Origin of the sequence: Peribacillus simplex NBRC 15720 = DSM 1321, assembly GCF_002243645.1 — a bacterium.
Taxonomy (GTDB): domain Bacteria; phylum Bacillota; class Bacilli; order Bacillales; family DSM-1321; genus Peribacillus; species Peribacillus simplex.
In genome coordinates, this window is the sequence record NZ_CP017704.1 from 5,590,875 (window position 1) to 5,613,210 (window position 22,336).

Here is a 22,336-nt window from a genome sequence, read left to right on the forward strand (position 1 = left end):
TCGGAAGGAAGGTTACAGAGAAGCAAATTTGATTCGGGGTAAATAAGCATATCCTATCAATTACTTTGGTTCACTTTCATTGAATAAATCAATGCTAAACAGATTAAAAGAATCGTCGTCATTAATACGTTCCTGGTCATTTCCGGGTATAACAGGACTATTTTCCCTGCGACGGCGATTTACTTCCCTTAATTCCGCTTCCAGAAATTCCGCTTGTTCGTGGGAAAGCTTTATCGTGATTTCATTATTTTGATCATCCGCAGCTTTTAAGAGGACATAACTATCCGCAGCATTACGTAAAGTCACATTGTTTATTGTTAAGTTCATGTTCGCGAGTTCATATCTTGCCTTCATAAAGTAAAAAGAACCTCCATCGGAAAATACCGGTTAAAATAATGTATATTAAATATACTCTACTTCAAGATATCTAAATATACAAATTCTTTGTTTGGAAAAGCCTTGAAACCTAAAGAAATCTACCTCCTTAACTAGATTCCCAAGACAAGAAATGGAAAAGTGATCCGCCGTGTCATTAAAGCTGCGTTCTTGAATGAAGGTAAAGGTGATGTTTCTTCCCTTTTAAAATCAAGAAGTCCTGGAAACAATCAAAATTGGAACCCTTCACTATCGGAAAGGTTCCATTTGTTTATAATTCTTTCTCGATCGCGCAAGTAATATGGTATGGACCCATGCTTTTATTTGAAGTAATCACGGTTCTCAATCGATTTGCCGGATATACCACAGAATTGAAACTTACACCCGGATCATACCCCATAAGATGATATTTGAAAATCACGTCATTTTTTTTACGGATCCATATACCATAGCCATAGTATTCCCCTTCATCTCCAGTAGCAATATGGGCTTCCAATAAGAGATTGGTATATTCTTGATTCAGTAACTGATTGGAAAATAACCCATTCCAAAACCTGAACATATCTGATGCGGTAATATACGCCCCTCCATCCGCACCGCCTTTGATGGGAAGGGAATAAACGTTGGTTCTCCATGCTCCATTTTCTTCGTCAATGTACCCTATTGCAGTATTTTTAGGAAGCTGATCCAGGGAAAAATAACCGGAATTTATCATTTCACAAGGAAGAAAAATGTTCTTGTCGATATATTCAGAAAATTGGAGTCCGGTTAGTTCCTCAACAATCAATCCTAATAAAATATAGCCTGCATTATTGTAATGAAATCTTTCCCCGGGTTCAAACATCATCACATCATCTTGAAACATTGGGAGGAAATCTTTTAATCTTTTGATATGGTACATCGGATTTTTCTGCCATAGCTCTTCAAAATCATCCATCACTTTCTCATCAAAGTAATCAGGAATGCCCGAAGTGTGTGTTAAGAGGTGATGAATGGTTACATTTTGATGGAAATCAGGAAACACGATAGGAAGACAGTCTTTAAGCTTAGAATCAAGCCTAATTTTTCCTTTTTGTATTAACTGGCAAATGGCTATCGCCGTAAACAGTTTACAACCGGAAGCAATTCCGAACCTTGTTTCGGTCGTATTCATGATTTCATCCGCTCGATTGGAATAGCCATGTGCTGAGCTATGGATCAGGTCATCTCCCGCTTTCACACCTATAACACCCGAGAATTCAATTTCTTTGCATGTTTCCTCAATAATCCTGGATATATCCATATGTAGAGTCGACATTTCGTTTTCCCCCTTGCCGGTAAAATTTTCATAACCGATGTGTTGGCCAAGGTGCTCATTAGGTCTTGCCAAAAAACCCGCATCTTATGTGATGCGGGATAACTTATTTCAGATTTCACTCGTTCTTTTATTTCCACCAAGTATCATAAACATTAATGGCTTCATTGCGTTTATGTTCGGTTTTAGTATACCATCCTTCGATGATTTCGGCAGCTTCCGTTCTGATTTCCTTGCCTTCAAGATAATCATCGATTTCATCGTAGCTAACGCCTAAAGCCACTTCATCAGGAAGTAACGGTTTGTCATCTTCTAAATCGGCAGTTGGTATTTTCGTATAAAGACGCTCAGGAGCACCGACGAATTTCAGGATTTCTTTTCCTTGCCTTTTATTTAAGCGATATAAAGGAAGGATATCCGCTGCACCATCACCATGTTTCGTAAAGAAACCTGTGATCGCTTCAGCTGCATGGTCCGTACCAAGCACAACGCCTTTATACAGTCCGGCTAAATCATATTGTACCTTCATTCGCTCACGTGCTTTGACATTTCCCCTTAAGAAATTCGATAGCTTTTCAGAAACCGCTACTTCCACAGCTTTTACTGAAGCATCCACCGCTTCCTTGATGTTAACAGTAACCGTTTGGCTTGGCTTGATGAATTTTAAAGCCAGCTGCCTGTCATCTTCATCAGCCTGTACTCCATATGGCAAGCTTACAGCAACAAACTTATAGTCGCTGCCATTTTTTTCTTCATTCAATTCATTAACAGCGGTTTGAGCAATATACCCCGCCAGTGTTGAATCTTGACCTCCGGATATCCCAAGTACAAAACTTTTCAGAAACGTATTTTTCTTCATATACCCTTTTAAAAGATCAACACTTTTCCTGAATTCGGCTTCAGGATTGATCGTTGGTTGGACAAGTAATTTTTTTACGATTTCTTTTTGTAATGGACGCATTGGCATAGCCCCGCTTTCTAATAAAATAGATTGGTCATTTCGTTAGCATTCTTTCTACATTGGCTTTAACTTCATCTATATTCCTCATTTTATTATCCCAACAATCTTGGCTTAGATCTACCGGGTATTCTTCAGGATTGAGTGCACGAAGGTACTCCGGCCATAATACTTGGAGATTTTTTTGCGTGAAGGCCTTGATTTCATCTATGGTCGGCAATTCATAAATCAAACTTCCATCCTTGAAAATATCCACATGCAGATCAACCGCATCGAAATCCGTGACGAATTTACTTAGGAAGGTATGGACAGGATGAAACATTTTTAATTTTTCCTGTTCCTGCGGCTTCTCATATTCCATCGCCAAATAATCACCTTCAGCATGATGGTTCACTTTATTGATGATTCGATATACTCGTTTTAAGCCAGGTGTCGTAACCTTTTCAGGGTTAGAAGAAATTTTGATGGTATCTCTCATATTCCCATCTTCGCCCTCTATTGAAACCATTTTATAAACGGCACCGAGCGCTGGCTGGTCATAAGCCGTAATTAATTTGGTTCCGATGCCCCAAATGTCAATTCTTGCTCCTTGTTGTTTCAGGTTGATGATCGTATATTCATCCAAGTCATTGGAAGCGACAATCTTCGCATCATGGAACCCTGCAGCATCAAGCATACGCCGTGCTTCTTTTGATAAGTAAGCTAAATCACCGCTGTCAAGACGGACGCCAATGAAATTGATTTTATCGCCCAGTTCCTTGGCAACACGGATTGCATTCGGGATGCCAGAACGCAATGTATCATAAGTATCAACCAAGAATACACAGTCTTTATGGGAAACAGCGTATTTATGAAAAGCCGTATATTCATCTTTATAAGCTTGGATCATGGAATGTGCATGCGTCCCTGAAACCGGAATGCCGAACAGCTTTCCAGCACGTACATTACTAGTGGAATCAAACCCAGCAATATAGGCCGCTCTCGCTCCCCAAATTGCAGCATCCATTTCTTGCGCCCTTCTTGAACCGAATTCAAGGGCAGATTCTTCACCGATGACCTGTTTGATGCGCGAAGCTTTTGTTGCTACGAGTGTGTGATAGTTCACAATGTTAAGCAAAGCAGTTTCTATGAGTTGAGCCTCACCAAGCGGTGCCTCCACGCGTAATATCGGTTCATTGCCGAAGACGAGCTCCCCCTCTTTCATGCAGCGGATCGCTCCCGTAAAACGGATGTTCTGCAAATATTTCAAAAATTCTTCATCATAGTGCAGATCATTTTTTAAATAGTCGATATCACTTTCCGAGAATGAAAAGTTTTGAAGGTAATGGACAATTTTTTCAAGTCCCGCAAAAATCGCATATCCGCTGTTAAATGGAAGTTTTCTAAAAAATATCTCAAAAACTGCCTTTCGGTTATGTGTTTTGTCCTGCCAATAAGTTTGGGCCATATTGATTTGGTAAAGATCAGTGTGTAATGCGTAACTGTCGTCGTTGTACTTTTTTTCCATGGATAGTTCCTCCCAAAAGAGAAGCATTCGCTTCCCTTCTATTCTGTTGCTTAAATGGATATTATAGAATGGTTGCTCCAAGAGATCCTTTAAAATGTCCAAGCGCCCAATGGTGACCGGCATCATTGAACGAGGCCACTGCATTTTCATATACAAAGATTTTATAGCCTAGATTATAAGCGTCGATTGCCGTATGCAAAATACAGATATCTGTACAAACCCCGACTAAATATATATCGGTAATGTGACGTTCCCTTAGACGTATATCAAGGTCCGTTCCTGCAAAGGCCGAATAACGTGTTTTATCTATATAATGAACATTCTTTTGATTTTTATTAGTTTCATATTCCTCTTTTAACGCCCCGTATAGGTCTCTACCCATTGTACCGCTAATATTATGCGGTGGAAACAAATTCGATTCAGGATGTAAGCGGTCTCCTTCTTCATGTAAATCAATCGCGAATACCGTATATTCGCCGTGTTTGATAAAATCCCTGGTTATATTGACTAATTCCTTCTCGATATCCTGACCTGGCTTCCCGCAGGTCAATGAACCCCCGTCTGCCACAAAGTCATACGTATAATCTATATTGATCAATGCCTTTTTCCCCATATCACCAATTCCCCCTCAATAGTAAATAGAGTCCATGACCACCTCTGCATTAAATCGGTAAAGCTGAGAAGGCCGATACGAATTACGTTTCGTTTTCTTCTGCATACCCTTTTCATCCAAGACTTTCTCCAAAAAAGGGAGTTTCGGGGCTTTTGCATAAAAAAGTGAGTCTGCGCTGATTTTTGCATCATCTCTGGCTGTCAGCAAAACCCGTTGCAATTCAGAAAGTGTAAATTCATCCGGCAGGAATTTTTGGGCTATCGTCGTTTGCACCATTTCTTTTTTCATTAAATTCATCGCATCGGAAATAATAGTATAATGATCAAATGCAAGATCTAATTGTAAGGCTTCCTGGATCGTGAACAATTCAACCTCGGCTGCATCGTCATTCGCTTTTCTTTGATGAAGAAACTCTTCCTGAACAATTGCATAAAAAGCATTGGATATGATCCATCCCCTGGGATCGCGCCCTGGCCGGTCATAAACCCCGAAATGCTTGACATGGAATCCAGCTACGCCCGTTTCTTCTTTCAATTCTCTTTTGGCAGCTTCATAAGCAGTCTCGCCAGCATTGACGAATCCTCCAGGTAAAGCCCATTTATCTCCTTCAACATTCGGGCTTCCTTCCTTATCTTTTGTGGCACGTTTGATTAATAATAGCTTCAAAAACATTTCAGGCGGGGCTTTCTCTGCCGTTTTCTTTGTAGTAATAGTAAAAATAGCAATATCTGCTGTGTATCCATCTGGAGTAATATATTTCTTTTTTTCCTGCTGAGCCATGGCAACTCTCACTTTCTTTCACTAAGTATGGAATTAAGTAATTAGTAAATCATTAATTACTAATTATAGTACTCTTCCTTGTGTGATTTAGCAACTCTAAATCAGAAAAATTTTCTAATTATTTAAAAATCATTTATTTTAATACATGATAAATAGCCCGGTCATGATGACCGGGCTTGTTTATTGAATTCATTAAACGGGATAGACCCCATGTTTACGATCGGTAAATGTCAATTTCTTACTGCTATATGCTTCAAACCGGGCACTCAATTCATCACGCAGGTCATTTGGCTGGATGATGCCATCAACAATCATCTCGGAGGCTAAGCGGTAGATATCGATGTCTTCATTGTACTCATTGCGCTTCTGTTCGATGAATGCAGGGCGCTCTTCCGGTTCCATTGCATTGATTTTATTGGCATAGACTGCATTGACCGCAGCTTCTGCCCCCATGACCGCTATCAATGCCGTCGGTAAAGCTAGAACGCAGTCCGGTTCAAAAGCTGGACCAGCCATCGCGTATAGTCCAGCACCATAAGCCTTACGGACAATGACAGAAATCTTGGGAACCGTGGCTTCACTCATGGCTGAAATCATTTTCGCACCATGGCGAATGATCCCTGCCCGTTCGACCTTCGTCCCAATCATGAATCCTGGAATATCCACAAGGAACAACAACGGTATATGGAAAGCATCACATAAATTGATGAACTTGGCTGCCTTATCAGCTGAATCATGGAACAGGACGCCGCCCTTGACACGCGGCTGATTGGCTATGATCCCTATCGTTTGTCCATTTAGCCTTGCAAGCCCAGTGATTAATTCAGGGGCAAATAGCTTCTTGATTTCACAAAACGATTGCCTGTCTATAATCCTATCGATCAGGTCATACATATTGAAGGCTGCATTCTGATTTTTAGGAATCAGTTCTTCCAACGTTTTTTCAAAATCCGCAGGCAGTTCAGGTTTTACGCTTTTAGGCCTTTCTTGATAATTTCCTGGAAAATAGCTTAAGTACCTGCGCGCGAACGCGATCGATTCTTCTTCTGACTTGACAAGCACATCCCCGCATCCTGAAACGGAACAATGCATTTTCGCCCCGCCCATTTCCTCTTCACTCACCTTTTCGCCAATGACCATTTCTGCCATTCTCGGTGAACCTAAATACATGGATGCATTGCCATCAACCATTACGACGATATCACAAAAAGCTGGGATATATGCCCCGCCGGCGGCAGACGGACCGAACAATAGACAAATTTGCGGGACTTTTCCTGATAACTTTACTTGGTTGTAAAAGATGCGTCCTGCTCCGCGGCGTCCTGGAAACATTTCAACTTGATCTGTAATTCGTGCCCCGGCAGAATCGACTAAATAAAGAAGGGGCAGCTGTAACTTCTCAGCTGTTTCCTGAATGCGAATGATTTTTTCGACGGTTCTTGCTCCCCAGGAACCAGCTTTTACAGTCGAATCATTGGCCATGACACAGACCCTTTGACCATTGATTTTCCCGATGCCTGTAACCACACCATCAGCGGGTAGACCATCACTGGCACAATTAGCAAAGAAAGCGTCCTCTATTTCAACCCCTTCATCGAAAAGCAGTTCGAGCCGTTCACGTACGAAAAGCTTTCCTTTTTCAGCGTTTTTTTGATGATATTTTTCTAAACCGCCTTTTTTAATCGTCTCAACCGTTTCGGTTAGTTTATCCGTCGTTACCATCCCTGTTCCTCCTTCAATTGAAATCATTGGCCCTTAAATACCGGTTTGCGTTTTTCCTTGAATGCTGACAGACCCTCTAGTCGGTCAAGGGTTTTTAAAGTTGTCTGATAGCAGTCTTTTTCAATTTTCAACCCTGTTTTCAAGTTAGTCTCAGCCCCATGATTGATCGCCGCTTTTGCAGCCCTGAGTGCCAATGGGGCATTGACCGCAATTTCCCCAGCCAATTTTTTCGCTTCCTCAAGTAAATGTTGAGGTGAATATACATGACTGATGATTTTCAAAGCATGTGCTGTTTTTGCATCCAATCTCCTTGCCGTATAAATCAGTTCTTTCGCTGTGGGCATCCCGACTATTCGCGGCAGGCGCTGAGTACCGCCGGCGCCTGGGATGATGCCTAATGAAGTTTCTGTCAGTCCCACCTTCGCCGTTTCCGATGCGATTCGTATGTCACAAGCGAGTGCCAACTCCAGCCCTCCGCCAAAAGCCGAACCGTTAATCGCGGCGATGACTGGAACTGGAAGGTTTTCTACAGCCGTAATCGTGTCTCCAATCAACTTGACTGTCTCCTTGACTTTATCATCATTCATACCTGCTCGTTCCTTAAGATCCGCACCTGCACAAAACGCCTTTTCACCTGCTCCCGTAATAATGACTGTTCGTAAATTGGAATCTCTTTTCAATTCATCCAGCCCTTCGGCTAAACAATGAAGCAATTCTGTGGATAAAGCATTAGCAGCATCCGGCCGATTCAAAGTCACGAGGGCAATTCCCTTTTCCTCAGTACTTATTTCAACTAATGATGTCATAAATTCACCTCGATTTCACTTATTGTGCGTTATAAACAGCCATCTGATGGCTAGGCAATGGTTTTTCCAAAAAGCTTTGCATCAAGGCCGCAGCCTTCATTAGTTTTTCTGGATTGATTCCCGTGTGAATTCCCATTTTATGTAGCATATGAATCAGGTCATCCGTAGCCACATTTCCGCTCGCACCTGGTGCATATGGGCATCCTCCTAAACCTCCGAGCGAAGAGTCGAAAGTGTCCACACCATAATTCAGTGATTCAAGAACATTTGCGAGCGCCATTCCCCTTGTATCATGAAAATGGAGGGCAACGCGGCTTATATCATATCTTTTTACAGCCTGTTCAAGGAACAAGGCAACCTGTCTTGGAGATGCGACCCCAATGGTATCACCCAATGAGACCTCATCGATTCCATATTCAAAAAGTTGATCACAAACACGGAAAACCTGTTCGGACGAAACCTCCCCTTCATAAGGGCAGCCGAAAACGGTAGAAATATAGCCTCTAACCGTTTTCCCGCTTTTTGCTGCTGTCTCGATGACATCCTTCATTATTGGAAAGGTATCGGAAATTGATTTATTGATATTTTTAAGATTATGCGTTTCACTGGATGACATGAACACGGAAATTTCATCGATATTGGCTTCAAGGGCTGATTCCAGTCCCCTTTGATTGGGTACAAGGGCCGCATAAGTGATCCCAGGATTACGCTTTATTCCCTTAGCCACAAGGGCGGCATCACTCAATTGGGGAATCCACTTTGGATGTACGAAAGAAGTCACCTCTATATATGATAATCCTGTATCAGAGAGCTGATCGATCCAATCCATTTTGCTTTGTGCAGGTATCATGACCTTTTCATTTTGCAGCCCGTCGCGCGGACCCACTTCCTTAATTGTCACTTTTTCAGGCCAATTCATCTTACCCCTCCGTCCCTTTATTCAATGACGGCCAAAACGTCACCCTCATTTACGAAATCCCCCTCATTCACTTTAAGTTCTTTAATTGTGCCAGCCTCCTCTGCTGCAATGGGGATTTCCATTTTCATCGATTCCAAGATAATGATATCCTGTCCGTCGATTACACTTTGCCCCTCGTTCGCTACGATTTTCCAAACGCTTCCTGCCATGCTTGCCTTTAATTCTGCCATCTTATATTCCTCCTGATCATTATGTTTTAAAATACACGTTATACAGTCAATTTTTTAATATATTTCGCAATGAAATCCGTAGTCGTATCTCCTTGGGAAAAAGCTTCATGAGAAATTATTTCCATCAGCAAAGGAAGGTTTGTTTTAATTCCTTCTATTTTATAGCTTGCCAGCGCTTCTCTTAATCTCTCGATCGCTTTATCCCTCGAATCGCCGCTCACTACCAATTTTGCGATCATCGGATCATAAAAGTGGGATACGACGGAAGTTCCATGAACCGCCAATTCATGACGGATCCCCTCACCTTCCGGAAGTTCCATGCTGGTGATTCTCCCCGGTGCTGGATAAAAGGTTTTCGGATCTTCAGCATATATGCGCACTTCAATGGAGTGTCCATCCTGTTTAATCTCACTTTGAGTGAATTCCAATTTGTTGCCCGATGCAATATTAATTTGCTGTTCGACTAAATCCAGTCCCGTAATTTCTTCGGTGACAGGGTGCTCTACCTGAAGGCGTGTATTCATTTCCAGGAAATAAAAGTTTTTATCCGCATCAACTAAAAATTCGAGTGTGCCCGCATTGCTATAACCGATGGATTTTACCGCTTTCACTGCAGCCATTCCCATCCTGTTTCTTGTTTCTTCGTCAAGGAAAGAAGAGGGAGCCTCTTCCACGACCTTCTGGTGGCGCCTTTGAACGGAGCATTCCCTTTCCCATAAGTAAACAGCATTCCCAAAAGAATCCGCCAATACCTGAATTTCGATATGACGAGGCTTTTCAATCAATTTTTCTATGAACATATCTCCATTGCCAAAGAACAATTGGGCACGTTTTTGATTCCCTTCGAAGGCCTTGGTAAGTTCATCTTCATTAGCAACGGCCTGCATGCCTATTCCCCCGCCGCCTGCTGCTGCTTTTAACATGACTGGATAGCCAATCTTCTCGGCAACCGCTGCCGCTTCTGCACTATCAATTAACGGACGTGAAAATCCAGGCACCAATGGAAGTCCCGCTTGCTCCATTTTTTTCCGTGCCTCGACTTTATTGCCCATCTGCTGGATGATATCTGGTTTCGGACCAATGAATATCAAGCCGGCTTCTTCGCATGAACGTGCGAAATCTGCATTTTCACTAAGAAATCCGTATCCAGGATGAATGGCCTCCACTCCGGTTTTCTTAGCTATTTCCAAAATCTTATTGACGTTTAAATAGCTTTCCTGTACTCTCGGGCCACCCAATAAATATGCCTCATCCGCCAACCCCACAAATGGCGAATCCGAATCTGCTTCCGAATGGACGGCGACAGTAAGTATTCCCAACTTCCTGCATGTACGAATAATGCGTGATGCTATTTCTCCCCTGTTTGCGATAAGAATTTTTCGAATCATTCGATATCCTCCTTATTTAGTGCGTTCCGATAGTAGGTCAAGAGTTTGTTGCCGAAGCTTATACTTTTGGATTTTTCCGGATGCTGTCATTGGATAAGCATCGGTAAATTGAATGTAACGGGGAATTTTATGAAAAGATATTTCCCCTTTGCAATACTCTATCAATTCTTTCTCCGTAAGGTTTTCACCTGCTTTCAAAATGATCCATGCCACGACTTCTTCCCCGTACTTCTGATCTGGAACGCCGAGTACCTGGACATCGACAATTGCAGGATGTTGATAGAGGAATTCTTCAATCTCACGGGGATAAATATTTTCCCCTCCGCGGATGATCATATCTTTCAGCCGGCCTGTAATCTTGCAATAACCCCTTTCATCCATGACCGCCAAATCGCCCGTATGAAGCCAGCCTTCCCGGTCAATCGCCTGCTCAGTGGCTTCCGGGTTATTATAATATCCCTTCATTACATGGTATCCCCTTGAACAGAGTTCCCCTTGTTTGCCCCGCTGGACTTCTTCTCCGGTAGCTGGATCGACAATTTTCACTTCCACTTTCGGCAAAGCCCTTCCCACTGAAGAAACACGAAGTTCGATCGGATCGTCCGTTTTTGTCATTGTAATTCCTGGAGAAGATTCCGTTTGACCATAAGTAATCGTAATTTCCGAGATTCCCATCTTATTCACCACGCTTTTCATGACTTCAATCGGACATGTGGAGCCTGCCATGATACCAGTCCGCAACGAACGTAAATCATACTGGTCAAAGTCATCGAGATTAAGTTCAGCTATGAACATCGTCGGTACCCCATGAAGTCCCGTACATTTTTCGGCTTCAACGGTCTGAAGGACAACGCGTGGATTAAATTCCACGATGGGCACCATTGTTGCCCCTACAGAAACAGAGGCCATCGTCCCAAGTGAACAGCCGAAACAATGAAAAAACGGAACCGGGATGCAAAGCCGGTCAACTTCGGTAAGCATCATGCATTCCGCGACATTCAATCCGTTGTTGACCAAGTTTGAATGCGTCAACATCACTCCTTTTGGAAATCCTGTCGTCCCTGATGTATATTGCATATTAATCACATCATCGGGAGCCAATTCCTCCATCCTCATGTCCAGTGACTCCTCCGAAATGGATTCGCTTCCGCTAATGACATCATCCCACGAAAACGTTCCGGGATAACGCGCTTCACCTAAAACGATGATATTTTTCAATTTTGGCAGTTTCTCAGATTGTAATTTTCCTGGTTCTGAATTTTTCAATTCAGGTACGATTTCGTACAGCGTATCTATATATGAATGATCCTTATATTGTTCCATCAGGATGATCGTCGTCGAATCCGATTGCTTGAGGAGGTATTCCAGTTCACTTGTGCGGTAATTAGTATTGACCGTAACTAGCACCCCGCCCATTTTCGCGGTGGAAAATTGGGATATAAGCCATTCCGGTTTATTGGACGCCCAAATGGCGATATGCTCCCCTTTTTTAATATCTAGTAACATGAACCCCCTGGCCGCCTTTCGGCAAATCTTTTCAAATTCGCGGTAGGAATGGCGCAGGCCCAGTTCATGGTACACCACCGCTTCATTATCACCATATTGTTCAGCTGTCCTTTCAAGCAGTTTTCCGATAGTAACATCTAGCAAATCAGACATCAAACTCCTCCTATCAAATAAAAGTAAGAATGAACGCTTTTTGCTGTATAGATAACATCTGCTTTTCACCAAAATGAACCCAAGCATCATTGTTCATTTTACGTTCAGAAAGATTAACAGCCTAATTGTCTGGCAATAACGATTCTTTGAATTTCGGATGTGCCTTCACCAATCTCCAATAACTTAGCATCTCTTAAATAGCGTTCCACTTCATATTCACGCATGTAACCAGATCCGCCGTGTATTTGAATCGCTTGATTGCTGGCCCGGAACGCGGTCTCACTTGCAAAAAGCTTGGCGTATGCCGCTTCTTTTGCAAAAGGTTTTTTATTGTCCTTTAACCATGCAGCCTTATATACCATATTCCTCGCCAATTCAATTTCCATCGCCATGTCTGCAAGCTTGAATTGAATTGCCTGGAAATTTGATATGGATTTACCGAATTGAATGCGCTCTTTTGAAAAAGCTAAAGCTCTATCAAAGGCAGCCTGAGCGATACCTACAGCCAAAGCTGCAATTGAAATCCTTCCTCCATCCAGCGTGAATAAGAATTGTTTGAAGCCTTTGTCTGGATCTCCCAATAAATTTTTCTTTGGTACCCGAACATTATCCAGAATGATTTCACAAGTATTGGAAGCCCGAACTCCCATTTTTTCATAATTGCTATTGATCGTAAGCCCTTGGGTATCGGTTGGCATGATGAATGCCGAGATGATATTCTTGCCCTTGGAATCTTTGCCCGATACAGCAGTGACGGTAACGGTTCTTGAATAGCTGGCATTTGTTATCCATGTTTTCTCGCCATTAATCACATATTCATCACCTTCCAACACGGCAGTGGTTCTCGTACCGCCAGCATCGGAACCCGCATTAGGCTCTGTTAACCCGAAAGCTGCCAGAGTTTCACCGGTCGTGATAGGGACCAGATATTTTTGCTTCTGTTCTTCGGTTCCAAAATAGTAAATTGGACTTGCTCCGAGCGAAACGGCAGCTGCATAACTTAAGCCGGTTCCCCCGCACGCCTTGCCAACCTCTTCAACTGCAATGGCATACGAAATCGTATCTCCGCCTGAACCGCCATATTCTTCAGGAAACGGAATTCCAAGTAACCCGAGTTTCCCCATTTTTTTGAATACATCCTCCGCAAACATGGACTTTGCATCCAACTCTATTGCAATGGGTTTAATTTCCTTTTCGGCAAATTCCCTAACCATTTCCTTAATCATCTGCTGCTCTTTTGTAAGTGAAAAATCCATATGTTCATTCCCCTTTCTATTGAGACCGACTAGTTGGTCTGTGCAAATCAAGTTTATTGTTTAATCCACAAGAAATTGGTTCTTCAGTAAAAATGGCTGGGTGATTTCCGCTTCTTTTTGTCTATCTGTCAATAGGGCATTCAGAATTAAATCCACGTAAATATCGCCGATTTCATCGATTGTTTTTCCACCGTCCCTTTTGTACCATTTATAGGACCAGTTCACCATCCCCAGAATTGACATTCCGGTAATTTCCACCGGCAATTCGCTGCGGAATACTCCCTTGTCAACGCCTTCTTTGATGACGGAAAAAATGATTTCTTTATACATTTGACGCTTTTTTTTGATTGCTTCAACATAAGGTGGTTTTAAGTAAATGCTTTCTTGATAGAAAACTGAGATGTGTGGTTTATAGAGGTCAAAAACTTTAACGAATGATTGAATGATCTTTTGCATTTTTTCTGTTGGATGGGTACTTTCTGAAATGGCTTCCTGTGCTTTTATTAATACATATGAAATAAAGTAATCATGGATGACAAATAAGAGTTCATCTTTGGAAGAGAAATGGTGATAAAAACCACCCTTACTAGTTCCGCATGCCTTAACGATTTCGTTAACGGAGACACCATGAAAACCATGCTGATCGAAGAGCGTCAACGATGTTTCAATTATTTTTTCTTTTAACTCCGTAAGACTGCACCCCCCTTTGTATCCGCTTACATTTAACAACATAAAGAGTGTGGTTATGTAGTTAACTGGATTTATTTAAATTTTACCAAATATTTAAAAATTGTCAATTTTTAATTATAAACAAAAAAACAGCCCTCAAAACCAAGAGCTGTCAACCTAGTTTATTTAACTAAGTTATGCCTGAACTATGATATATTCGATGCTGTACCATATTGTCATCACTATTTATTTCTTCCCTTGGCCGGTTTAACCTGGGCTTTTACAAGCTGCCATCCATTGTTATACTTCCATACTGATTTGATCTCCAATATCGAATCACGTTCATCGGGCCCTTTTACATTTTGGACTCCCATAAGCGCTTTTCCTTTACCAAAAACGGTTTTGAGGTCCAGTGAAGAGTATGGATCAACCAAAAGCTCTGTCGGTTCATTTAGTTTTCCATTTCGATAAATGCCCAATTCATCATATGCTTGTTTTCTGGAACTGACATCTATCACCACAGGCTTTTGACCTTCAATAATGATTTCCGCTTTGTATCCGTCAAGAAATTGCGCCATTACTGGAACGGATGGAGGGACTTCCAGTTCCTTCACTTTTCCATCCTTGAACGTATAGGCGTAACTGGTTATCAACCGCTCTCTACCTTCCATCAAAACCGTGACCAATACATCCTGGACTCCATCATTATTCAAATCGGCAACCTTGAGATCTGGAGTATACCCAGCTCCGAGCGGGACGCTGATTGTACGGCGATTGCTTTCCACATTCAACTCAATTTTCTTCAGAAACTTGCTTCCTTCCTCATATGGCAGTCCCTGAACCTGGATGATGTCTATTTTCTGGTCACCCGTTACATCTCTTTTTGTTGATATATATGTGCCATCTACCTGAAAATTTTTATCATGCGCTTCAACCGCTTGGTAGCTCAAAAATAGTGAGATGACTAAAACCGCATATTTTAGCAGATCTAACTTTTTCATAGTGATAACCTCTCTTTTCCAAGATGAACTAATTTGACATTTGTCGCCGTTTGAACTTTCGACGCTGATCTTTCATGAAGATGGACCAGAAATAATAGAACCCTGGCACTAATATCGCAAAACCCACGATATATGTGGCAAATACGGCCCGGAATGAGGTCGGGTCGGTAAATCCTGAAAGAATCGTGACATTTGGATATATGATATAAGGTAAATGTGCGATACCATAAACATAACTGCCGATTAAATACTGTATGATAATCGCTATTACAGCGAGGCGAGGCATCCCTTTAACCTCCTGCTTAGAAAAATAGGGTAAGTACAGTGCTATCCCGCTAATGATGAAAAAAACGAGCGAGACGAATAACAATGCAGAGTTTTTCATCATTCCTTCGTAGATCCAATTCGCTTCGTTTTTTAACGTGAGCATAACCAACAGGGCCATGACTAACATAAGCGGTCCCGTTATCATCGCATCCCTGCGATATATTTTGTATGCTTTCATTTCATCAGCCTGTTTTGAGTAATCAGACAGGAGCAAAGATGATAAAAAAAGCGTGCTCATAATTCCAAACCCCACAAATGCATACTCATTCGGACTCGTGAAAAGTTTAGATAGATTCAATTCTTCATTTCCTCTCACGCCTTCGACAAATCCAAGGTGGGTGATTGGCAATACACTGATTAATAGCCCGGGTATGATCAATCCCGTCAATCCTGAGATATACGTTAATGCATTCTCATATTTGTCTACGCTATGCGAGAACACCAAGAAAGCACTCCTAATACATAATAGGACCAATATCAGACTCGCGGGAACGATCAAGGCTACCCCAATTGGGAAAACTGCACCTGGAAATAAACTGTAAATCGCAATAACAAGACCAACCACAAAAGTATTAGTCACTTCCCAAGTTGGTGATAAATAGCTATTTGCTATCTTCGTAGCATTCGTTTCTTCCTTTTTAATGTAAGTCATTGCCCAGAAGCCAGCGCCAAAATCCATAGAGGCCATGATGGCATAAAGAAAAATAAAACCCCAGACCAGTGTTATTGCAAGAAGAGCATCACTCATACGCCTTCCCCCCTTTTATGAATTCGAATCGAAAAGCCTTACATCTTTCTGTTCGGCCTTATAAATATCATCCATCACGGAATGACGTTTGAAATAATACAGAAGTGTAAACACGACTGAAACGCATAAAATGATATAAACAATAATGAACATCGTGAATAAAAATCCAAGGTTTTCGTAAGAAGTTACTGAATCCTCCGTAGTCAGCATCCTGTATATCGTCCATGGCTGTCTGCCTGTACAGGCAAAAATCCAGCCGCATTCAATCGAAATCACCGAAAGCGGTCCAGCAGCAACAAACAGCCAGAGAATCCATTTTGGATAAGTCTCCTTTTTCAGCCATTTATTCCATACCAATGCAAACAGTGCTAACGCGATTAACCCTGAACCAATGACGACCATGGCGTTGAATAGGATATGGACATAAAGCGGCGGCCAATACTCTTCCGGAAAATCGTTTAAACCGGTCACGACCGTATCGAAGCTATTTCCAGATAGAAAGCTTAATAACCATGGGAATTCAATTCCATATTTCACTTCCTGGGCTTCCCTATCGGTATAACCGAACAAGGTGAGTCCGGCATGGTCCTTTGTTTCAAACAACCCTTCTGCCGCCGCCAATTTTTCCGGCTGTTCCTTATATAAATGCTGTGTAGTCGCATGACCGTTCAATGCCGTCAAAAAAGAAAAAACCAATCCCAATACAATACTGAGCCTCAGTGCTTTTTGGTGAAAATTAAATTCAGCTGTGCCATATTTATTTTTCAGCATCTTATAGGCAGCAACGGCCGCTACGACAAAAGCGCCTGTAGTATAAGCAGTCAGGGCCGTATGTCCTGCCGTCACCAAGAAACTTGGGTTGAAAAATGCCGCCCAAGGATCGACATCGACGATTTCCCCATTTTCAAACCGGAACCCAGCCGGTGTCCCCTCAAAAGCATGGACATTCGAAATCAAAACAGCAGAAGCCATTGCTCCGAATGCAACAAAGAATAAACTCACGATTCGGGCCCATGGCTTGATTTTTTCAGCAGCATACACATAGATTGACATGAACAGCGCTTCAACCATGAATGCATAAATCTCTATCTGGAATGGAAGCGCCATGACACGTCCAATCACTTCCATGAAACCAGGCCATAATAGTGACAGCTGCACACCGGCAATCGTACCAGTCGGAATCCCGACCCCAAGTAAAACCCCTAATGTTTTGGTCCAGCGTTTAGCCATGACAACATACTGTAAATCCTTTGTCCTTTGATACATCAATTCCGCGGCCAACATCATCATCGGCAACCCGACCCCAATCGTTGCAAATATGATATGTACAGCCATATTCGTCCCAAACATCGCGCGGGCCATTTGTATATGATCCATACTGTCTTCCTTTCTAACCTTTGTCTCTTGGTAGTATCTCCTCTGTAAAGGAAAATATTTAATAATATTCCACAAACTAAGTTTTCATAGGTGGTATTGAATGACAGTATTTTAACTTAATGATGCTTTTGGTTGATTGTTTATCGAATATTCTATCGAGGTTATTTTTGGGATATATTTATATCGGTTGATCGCTTCTTAACTTCGCTTAGATTGCATGTACGGACCTCAATTTTATTAAAACTGTGCAAATAATCGCCCTTTCGTTCGTCACATCACAACAAAGAGAGTAGATTTCACATAGTAGCCCCCGTCCAAACCTTCTGGCTTGCCAGAACCACCAGCGATAACTTTCACATCTTCCTCAATACCTTTGTTGATGAGTTCTTGAATCTTGTTCCACTGTGGTTTGTTGGTACTGGGCCTAAATAATTTTGCAACATCCATGCATTTTTGAGGGTTAAAAGTTATAGAATCCGGCCTTTCAATACCAGAAAGTAGTTGACGATACTTCTCTGAAATACCCTCCATTAGCAGCATCTACATGCAACCACCATAATTCTTTGCTGTTCTACAATGGATAAGATTGGGTCAATACTACCCGTTAAAGTTGTTCCAACCGTTACCACAACTGCAATGGCTTTCTTTCCGTCTTCAACAATTTATTAATCTTTTTCTCTAATTCCGAAATATCCATCTGTGAATAAACCATCACCATTGACAACACTAAGAGTGGAATCAAAGATTGCCACGAATTATTCACAACCCTCTAAATAACATTTATTTTTATAATTTTCTGCACATAAAAAATACACACATACCCTACAATATAGTAGTCTATGTGTGTATTGCGGCCGGCATTGACTTTTGCCCAATTTCAGGAATGATTTTCCTATATATCAGATTAAAAGCACGGGTACTAGCCTATATATATTTATTTTCAATCCATAGAAAAATCTTCGACATAAAAAGAACAATACAATACAAAAAAATCAGTTTTTTTGCAAAAGTCGCTCAATGTTTCTAGCGAGTAGATATTGCCCCATAATGATAGACTTCTATAATAAAAAAACTCTACCAGGTCGTAAGCCTTTTTAAACATATGTTCAATAAATAGTACTTTTTTGTGCTTTTGAAGAAAACTTTTGAAAAGAATTGACTATTATTTCGTAATTTTTGTGCCATTTCTTCTGTCCAATAATAGCCTGATTGTTTTACACCCATTAAAAGTATGAACCGTGATTCCACCACATGTTCGGGGGGATCAAAAACAACACCGCATTTTCCTCCACCCAAAGGATTAAAAACCCCACATTAAACTCATCCACATGAATAAAGCAGTTCCTTCTAGATGTAAACGAACTCCACCCTTTTGTACGTCCAACTGCATCATTATGTTGAGAACGATAGCCTGTGAAAACTTTTACTGAACCATCACCCATTCAAACATTCGTACAGGAAGGATTCGAAGAGGTTCTTTCAGTAACTCGTACATTTCGATGTAATAATCCTAACTTTTGAATTACTTTTTTATAATAGACAGGGTTGACCTTAGTAAATCTAATACTTCACTTTGCTTATTGTCCGGCTTTTCAGCTTGATCGATTTTGATAAGGATTGCCTCTTACCTTTTTGCACCTCGTAGGTTATAGGTTTTATCTTCTATATGAAAGTTAAGGATAATCTACATTTAAAAACATAGCCACATCTTTACTTTTTTGTTTTCTCTGTTTCCGCATCCTTGCTCTATCTAATGCCGTTTCATGTAATTTTTTTTCTTCTTCTGTCTCCGGAATAACATTTGGAACACGTGTTGGACGTTTATGTTCATCAAGTGCAACAAATGTTAAGAGCGCAGTCGCTGCAATTCTACGTACACTGCTTTTTAAATCTTCAGCAATAATTTTTACAAATACCTCCATTGAAGATGTGCCTGTCCATGCCACATAAGATATAAAACAAACTGAATCCGTTGTACGAATGGGATGTAAAAAGTCAACTGAATCTGTAGAAGCAGTTACACATTCACTTCGACTATGACGTGCTGCAGAAATCGATGCCACTTGATCGACGTCACTCATTAATCGGCCGCCAAATAATGTATTATGATTGTTCACATCATTTGGAAATATACGACTCGTTCTTATCACCCTTGATTCTTTGCAATATTTTGCTTCCATAAACCCGTCCTCCTAAAACATGGGACCTGAAATCACCTATGTAAAATTTTAGTATATGGTAATATTATGATACAAATTTGAGCTTTTTATCCTTTTAACACTATCGGCCTACACGGCCTAGTGTTCGAGAATGCGCAGCTTGATTTAAAATATCATTCACCATCTGCTGTTGCTCAAGTTCTTTGTGTAGCTTTAAATGCTCCTCCTGTTCGAGTGAACTGTTGTCTTTCTCTTGGAAGGAACCAGACTTTTCATATTGGTGAATCCACCGTTCAAGGGAGGACGGGTTCAGATCATACTCTTCACCGAGCGCTTTCTTTGATTTCCAGTTCCGTTGAAACTGCACCATTAACAATGAAAGCGACTTATTTATCAACAACGTAAATCTTGCTTCTTATATCCTACATTATCAAATGTTTGCGTAATTCTCTCAAGATATCTAAAGTGATTTGGCAATGTGCATGATCTTCCATATCGATTCTGGCAAAATTGTTGTATTTTTTTGTTGTCTCAAGAATTCGACACATATTTTGAACACAAAAATTCCGATCAATGTCCAAACCAAGTTGGGTCATTTTTACAGATAAATTACTATTTACTCCTACACTCCCCATAGCTTCTAACGTTCTTACGTTATATTCCGTTGCCTCTATCGCCTCTATATTTATCCCATCGTTCAAAAAGACTGAACACTTCTTCTCTAACTTTCTAAATTAATTTCGACTCCATCATAAATAGTAGTCTTAAGATAGCTAACTGCCAAAAAAAGCATCATCTTTTAACCACAAATCAGCAGCTTTTTCATCTCCTGCACTATTAAATTATCTAAAAATTGAGTATTCCACATAAAGGATAAACCTAGTGGAATATGATAGCAATAATCAATCATGACAAATAATTGAAGATCCTTCATAAATGGTGACCCAATTGGAATAAGATAGCGTAAATCACAATATAAAAAGTGTAACAAGAGAGGAGAAAAACACTTTGTCCTTTATCAAAGATCCGCTATCACCCGATCAAATGCTCGCTGTGATCAGAAATGGCCTTGGAACTTCCCAAATCCCCAAAAAAATCATTATCATTGGTGCCGGCATGTCTGGGTTGGTTGCAGCATCCCTTTTAAAACAAGCGGGACACGATGTAACGATATTGGAAGCATCCGGGAGGGTCGGTGGGCGTGTTTTTACCATTCGGGAGCCATTTTCAAATGGTTCCTACCTTGAAGCCGGTGCCATGCGCATCCCGAATTATCATTACTTAGTTGCTGAATACATCAAGAAGTATGGTTTACGAGTCAACACTTTTGTGAATGCGACTCCTAATGATCCCATTTATGCCAATGGAATCAAGACGACCGCTGCTATATATCAACGGAACCCGGATATACTGAGGTACCCTGTTGCTCCCCATGAAAGAGGCAAAACAGCTGAAGAATTACTCAACATGGCGATTAAGCCTGTGACTGACTTCATCATTCAAAACCCACGTAGAAATTGGGAAATAGTCATTAAAGAATTTGATAAATACTCCATGAGCTTCTTTTTGCAGTACAATCCTGTAGGGGTGAGTCTATCCACCGGGGCGATTGAAAGCATCAAAGTCCTAATGGGTTTAGAAGGATTCCCTGAACTTTCTTTTCCGGCCATTCTTCGGGAGCTTATGCCGCTCTTTAATCCGGACATAAAGTTTTTTGCAATCGAAGGAGGAAACGACCGGCTTCCTTATGCTTTTCTACCGGAATTGAAGGATAATCTAAACTTCAGATATGAAGTGACAAAGATCGTTCAACATGATAATCAAGTAACCATCCATTCCAAACATACTCAAAGCAAAAGACCCTTAACGGTCACCGGTGACCTTGCCATCGTGACTATCCCTCTTCAATTGCTGCAATTTATAGATATTGAACCCCGGAATTCCTTTTCCCATAATAAGTGGAAGGCAATAAGGGAACTCCATTATGCTGCGTCCACAAAAATTGGACTTCAGTTCACACATAGGTTTTGGGAAAAGGAAGGAATCTTCGGCGGTAAATTGACGACCGATTTACCCATTAGATTTTCTTATTACCCCAGCCAAACGAGCAACCAGAGTGAATCCGGTCTCATCTTAGCAAGTTATACATGGGAAGATGACGCCACTTTATGGGATATTCTCCCTGAAAATGATCGTATACAACAATCATTGAAAAACTTGGCAGTGGTCCATGGAACACAAGTATACGACCATTTTTTATCAGGAGCTTCTTATAGCTGGACACTGAATCAGTATGCCTTCGGCGCTTTCTCCATGTTTAAACCTGGTCAGGAAACGGACTTGTTTCCATACATCCCAACCCCTGAAGGAAGGGTCCACTTCGCTGGTGAGCATACATCAACCGTACCAGCATGGATTGAAGGTGCCATTCAGTCCGGTATCAGGGTTGCACATGAAGTGACGAATCTGCCTAGAACATTGAGTGAGCCTTTTTAAATGAATGGACCTTTTCTTTGGCTAATAAGTAATCAATAACTAAAGTGCTTTG

General features: G+C 41.2%; 21 protein-coding genes and 2 pseudogenes. 1 reads left to right on the forward strand and 22 read right to left on the reverse strand.

Annotated elements, in window-relative coordinates; genetic code table 11:
- Positions 1-60 precede the first annotated feature (60 nt).
- The 22 genes and pseudogenes from BS1321_RS26945 to BS1321_RS27050 form a co-directional block, all read right to left on the reverse strand.
- A complete protein-coding gene (locus BS1321_RS26945) occupies positions 61-354 on the reverse strand; it encodes a hypothetical protein (protein ID WP_063235993.1) in 294 nt (97 codons plus the stop codon).
- Between the two features lie 292 nt (positions 355-646).
- A complete protein-coding gene (locus tag BS1321_RS26950; RefSeq protein ID WP_063235994.1) occupies positions 647-1,672 on the reverse strand; it encodes a serine hydrolase domain-containing protein in 1,026 nt (341 codons plus the stop codon).
- A 127-nt stretch (positions 1,673-1,799) separates the two neighbouring features.
- Complete coding sequence (gene nadE / locus BS1321_RS26955) at positions 1,800-2,630, reverse strand: ammonia-dependent NAD(+) synthetase (RefSeq protein ID WP_063235995.1); 831 nt, start codon at positions 2,628-2,630, stop codon at positions 1,800-1,802.
- 34 nt (positions 2,631-2,664) lie between these two features.
- Positions 2,665-4,134, reverse strand: a complete 1,470-nt coding sequence (locus tag BS1321_RS26960; protein ID WP_063235996.1) for a nicotinate phosphoribosyltransferase — start codon at positions 4,132-4,134, stop codon at positions 2,665-2,667.
- Between the two features lie 61 nt (positions 4,135-4,195).
- Positions 4,196-4,747, reverse strand: coding sequence for a cysteine hydrolase family protein (locus tag BS1321_RS26965; protein ID WP_063235997.1), 552 nt, complete (start codon positions 4,745-4,747; stop codon positions 4,196-4,198).
- Between the two features lie 15 nt (positions 4,748-4,762).
- A complete protein-coding gene (locus BS1321_RS26970) occupies positions 4,763-5,527 on the reverse strand; it encodes an NUDIX domain-containing protein (protein ID WP_063235998.1) in 765 nt (254 codons plus the stop codon).
- A gap of 192 nt (positions 5,528-5,719) precedes the next feature.
- A complete protein-coding gene (locus BS1321_RS26975) occupies positions 5,720-7,249 on the reverse strand; it encodes an acyl-CoA carboxylase subunit beta (protein ID WP_162268754.1) in 1,530 nt (509 codons plus the stop codon).
- 23 nt (positions 7,250-7,272) lie between these two features.
- Complete coding sequence (locus tag BS1321_RS26980; RefSeq protein ID WP_063236000.1) at positions 7,273-8,055, reverse strand: enoyl-CoA hydratase; 783 nt, start codon at positions 8,053-8,055, stop codon at positions 7,273-7,275.
- A gap of 19 nt (positions 8,056-8,074) precedes the next feature.
- Positions 8,075-8,974, reverse strand: a complete 900-nt coding sequence (locus tag BS1321_RS26985; RefSeq protein WP_063236001.1) for a hydroxymethylglutaryl-CoA lyase — start codon at positions 8,972-8,974, stop codon at positions 8,075-8,077.
- Between the two features lie 17 nt (positions 8,975-8,991).
- Positions 8,992-9,204, reverse strand: a complete 213-nt coding sequence (locus BS1321_RS26990; RefSeq protein ID WP_063236002.1) for an acetyl-CoA carboxylase biotin carboxyl carrier protein subunit — start codon at positions 9,202-9,204, stop codon at positions 8,992-8,994.
- A gap of 38 nt (positions 9,205-9,242) precedes the next feature.
- On the reverse strand, positions 9,243-10,592 hold the full coding sequence (locus BS1321_RS26995) for an acetyl-CoA carboxylase biotin carboxylase subunit (RefSeq protein WP_063236003.1): 1,350 nt from the start codon (positions 10,590-10,592) through the stop codon (positions 9,243-9,245).
- 12 nt (positions 10,593-10,604) lie between these two features.
- Complete coding sequence (locus BS1321_RS27000; RefSeq protein WP_063236028.1) at positions 10,605-12,242, reverse strand: AMP-binding protein; 1,638 nt, start codon at positions 12,240-12,242, stop codon at positions 10,605-10,607.
- A gap of 122 nt (positions 12,243-12,364) precedes the next feature.
- Complete coding sequence (locus tag BS1321_RS27005) at positions 12,365-13,507, reverse strand: acyl-CoA dehydrogenase family protein (RefSeq protein ID WP_063236004.1); 1,143 nt, start codon at positions 13,505-13,507, stop codon at positions 12,365-12,367.
- Positions 13,508-13,567: 60 nt separating this feature from the next.
- Positions 13,568-14,239 (reverse strand): TetR/AcrR family transcriptional regulator, encoded by a 672-nt coding sequence (locus BS1321_RS27010; protein ID WP_063236005.1) that lies wholly within the window; start codon positions 14,237-14,239, stop codon positions 13,568-13,570.
- Between the two features lie 179 nt (positions 14,240-14,418).
- Positions 14,419-15,177 carry a hypothetical protein gene (locus BS1321_RS27015; RefSeq protein ID WP_063236006.1) on the reverse strand — a complete coding sequence of 253 codons (759 nt, stop codon included), beginning with the start codon at positions 15,175-15,177 and terminating at the stop codon, positions 14,419-14,421.
- 28 nt (positions 15,178-15,205) lie between these two features.
- On the reverse strand, positions 15,206-16,252 hold the full coding sequence (locus BS1321_RS27020) for a cytochrome d ubiquinol oxidase subunit II (protein WP_063236007.1): 1,047 nt from the start codon (positions 16,250-16,252) through the stop codon (positions 15,206-15,208).
- A gap of 15 nt (positions 16,253-16,267) precedes the next feature.
- Positions 16,268-17,629: a cytochrome ubiquinol oxidase subunit I gene (locus BS1321_RS27025; RefSeq protein WP_063236008.1), complete on the reverse strand. Its 1,362-nt coding sequence runs from the start codon at positions 17,627-17,629 to the stop codon at positions 16,268-16,270.
- Between the two features lie 270 nt (positions 17,630-17,899).
- Complete coding sequence (locus BS1321_RS27030; RefSeq protein WP_063236009.1) at positions 17,900-18,169, reverse strand: aldehyde dehydrogenase family protein; 270 nt, start codon at positions 18,167-18,169, stop codon at positions 17,900-17,902.
- A gap of 720 nt (positions 18,170-18,889) precedes the next feature.
- A pseudogene (locus BS1321_RS28400) lies at positions 18,890-19,172 on the reverse strand (Glu/Leu/Phe/Val dehydrogenase dimerization domain-containing protein); the annotation flags it as partial.
- Between the two features lie 130 nt (positions 19,173-19,302).
- Positions 19,303-19,809 carry an acyl-CoA thioesterase gene (locus BS1321_RS27040; protein ID WP_063236011.1) on the reverse strand — a complete coding sequence of 169 codons (507 nt, stop codon included), beginning with the start codon at positions 19,807-19,809 and terminating at the stop codon, positions 19,303-19,305.
- Positions 19,810-19,909: 100 nt separating this feature from the next.
- Positions 19,910-20,188 carry a hypothetical protein gene (locus BS1321_RS27045; RefSeq protein WP_081113086.1) on the reverse strand — a complete coding sequence of 93 codons (279 nt, stop codon included), beginning with the start codon at positions 20,186-20,188 and terminating at the stop codon, positions 19,910-19,912.
- Positions 20,189-20,208: 20 nt separating this feature from the next.
- Positions 20,209-20,468: pseudogene (locus BS1321_RS27050) on the reverse strand (proline dehydrogenase); the annotation flags it as partial.
- Between the two features lie 364 nt (positions 20,469-20,832).
- On the opposite strand from BS1321_RS27050, the gene BS1321_RS27055 reads away from it, so the two are divergent.
- The gene (locus BS1321_RS27055; protein ID WP_063236030.1) at positions 20,833-22,284 is read left to right on the forward strand and encodes a flavin monoamine oxidase family protein; all 1,452 of its coding nucleotides are present in this window, start codon (positions 20,833-20,835) and stop codon (positions 22,282-22,284) included.
- Positions 22,285-22,336: the final 52 nt, after the last annotated feature.

What these genes read in the sequence shown, in the direction of transcription:
- BS1321_RS26960 (WP_063235996.1), bottom strand. Translation starts at nt 4,134, where the DNA reads ATGGAAAAAAAGTACAACGACGACAGTTACGCATTACACACTGATCTT.
- BS1321_RS27040 (WP_063236011.1), bottom strand. Translation starts at nt 19,809, where the DNA reads ATGGAAGCAAAATATTGCAAAGAATCAAGGGTGATAAGAACGAGTCGT.
- BS1321_RS26975 (WP_162268754.1), bottom strand. Translation starts at nt 7,249, where the DNA reads ATGGTAACGACGGATAAACTAACCGAAACGGTTGAGACGATTAAAAAA.
- BS1321_RS26980 (WP_063236000.1), bottom strand. Translation starts at nt 8,055, where the DNA reads ATGACATCATTAGTTGAAATAAGTACTGAGGAAAAGGGAATTGCCCTC.
- BS1321_RS26990 (WP_063236002.1), bottom strand. Translation starts at nt 9,204, where the DNA reads ATGGCAGAATTAAAGGCAAGCATGGCAGGAAGCGTTTGGAAAATCGTA.
- BS1321_RS26965 (WP_063235997.1), bottom strand. Translation starts at nt 4,747, where the DNA reads ATGGGGAAAAAGGCATTGATCAATATAGATTATACGTATGACTTTGTG.
- nadE (WP_063235995.1), bottom strand. Translation starts at nt 2,630, where the DNA reads ATGCGTCCATTACAAAAAGAAATCGTAAAAAAATTACTTGTCCAACCA.
- BS1321_RS27025 (WP_063236008.1), bottom strand. Translation starts at nt 17,629, where the DNA reads ATGGATCATATACAAATGGCCCGCGCGATGTTTGGGACGAATATGGCT.
- BS1321_RS27030 (WP_063236009.1), bottom strand. Translation starts at nt 18,169, where the DNA reads ATGCTGCTAATGGAGGGTATTTCAGAGAAGTATCGTCAACTACTTTCT.
- BS1321_RS27020 (WP_063236007.1), bottom strand. Translation starts at nt 16,252, where the DNA reads ATGAGTGATGCTCTTCTTGCAATAACACTGGTCTGGGGTTTTATTTTT.
- BS1321_RS26970 (WP_063235998.1), bottom strand. Translation starts at nt 5,527, where the DNA reads ATGGCTCAGCAGGAAAAAAAGAAATATATTACTCCAGATGGATACACA.
- BS1321_RS26950 (WP_063235994.1), bottom strand. Translation starts at nt 1,672, where the DNA reads ATGTCGACTCTACATATGGATATATCCAGGATTATTGAGGAAACATGC.
- BS1321_RS27055 (WP_063236030.1), top strand. Translation starts at nt 20,833, where the DNA reads ATGCTCGCTGTGATCAGAAATGGCCTTGGAACTTCCCAAATCCCCAAA.
- BS1321_RS27015 (WP_063236006.1), bottom strand. Translation starts at nt 15,177, where the DNA reads ATGAAAAAGTTAGATCTGCTAAAATATGCGGTTTTAGTCATCTCACTA.
- BS1321_RS26995 (WP_063236003.1), bottom strand. Translation starts at nt 10,592, where the DNA reads ATGATTCGAAAAATTCTTATCGCAAACAGGGGAGAAATAGCATCACGC.
- BS1321_RS26945 (WP_063235993.1), bottom strand. Translation starts at nt 354, where the DNA reads ATGAAGGCAAGATATGAACTCGCGAACATGAACTTAACAATAAACAAT.
- BS1321_RS27005 (WP_063236004.1), bottom strand. Translation starts at nt 13,507, where the DNA reads ATGGATTTTTCACTTACAAAAGAGCAGCAGATGATTAAGGAAATGGTT.
- BS1321_RS26985 (WP_063236001.1), bottom strand. Translation starts at nt 8,974, where the DNA reads ATGAATTGGCCTGAAAAAGTGACAATTAAGGAAGTGGGTCCGCGCGAC.
- BS1321_RS27010 (WP_063236005.1), bottom strand. Translation starts at nt 14,239, where the DNA reads ATGTTGTTAAATGTAAGCGGATACAAAGGGGGGTGCAGTCTTACGGAG.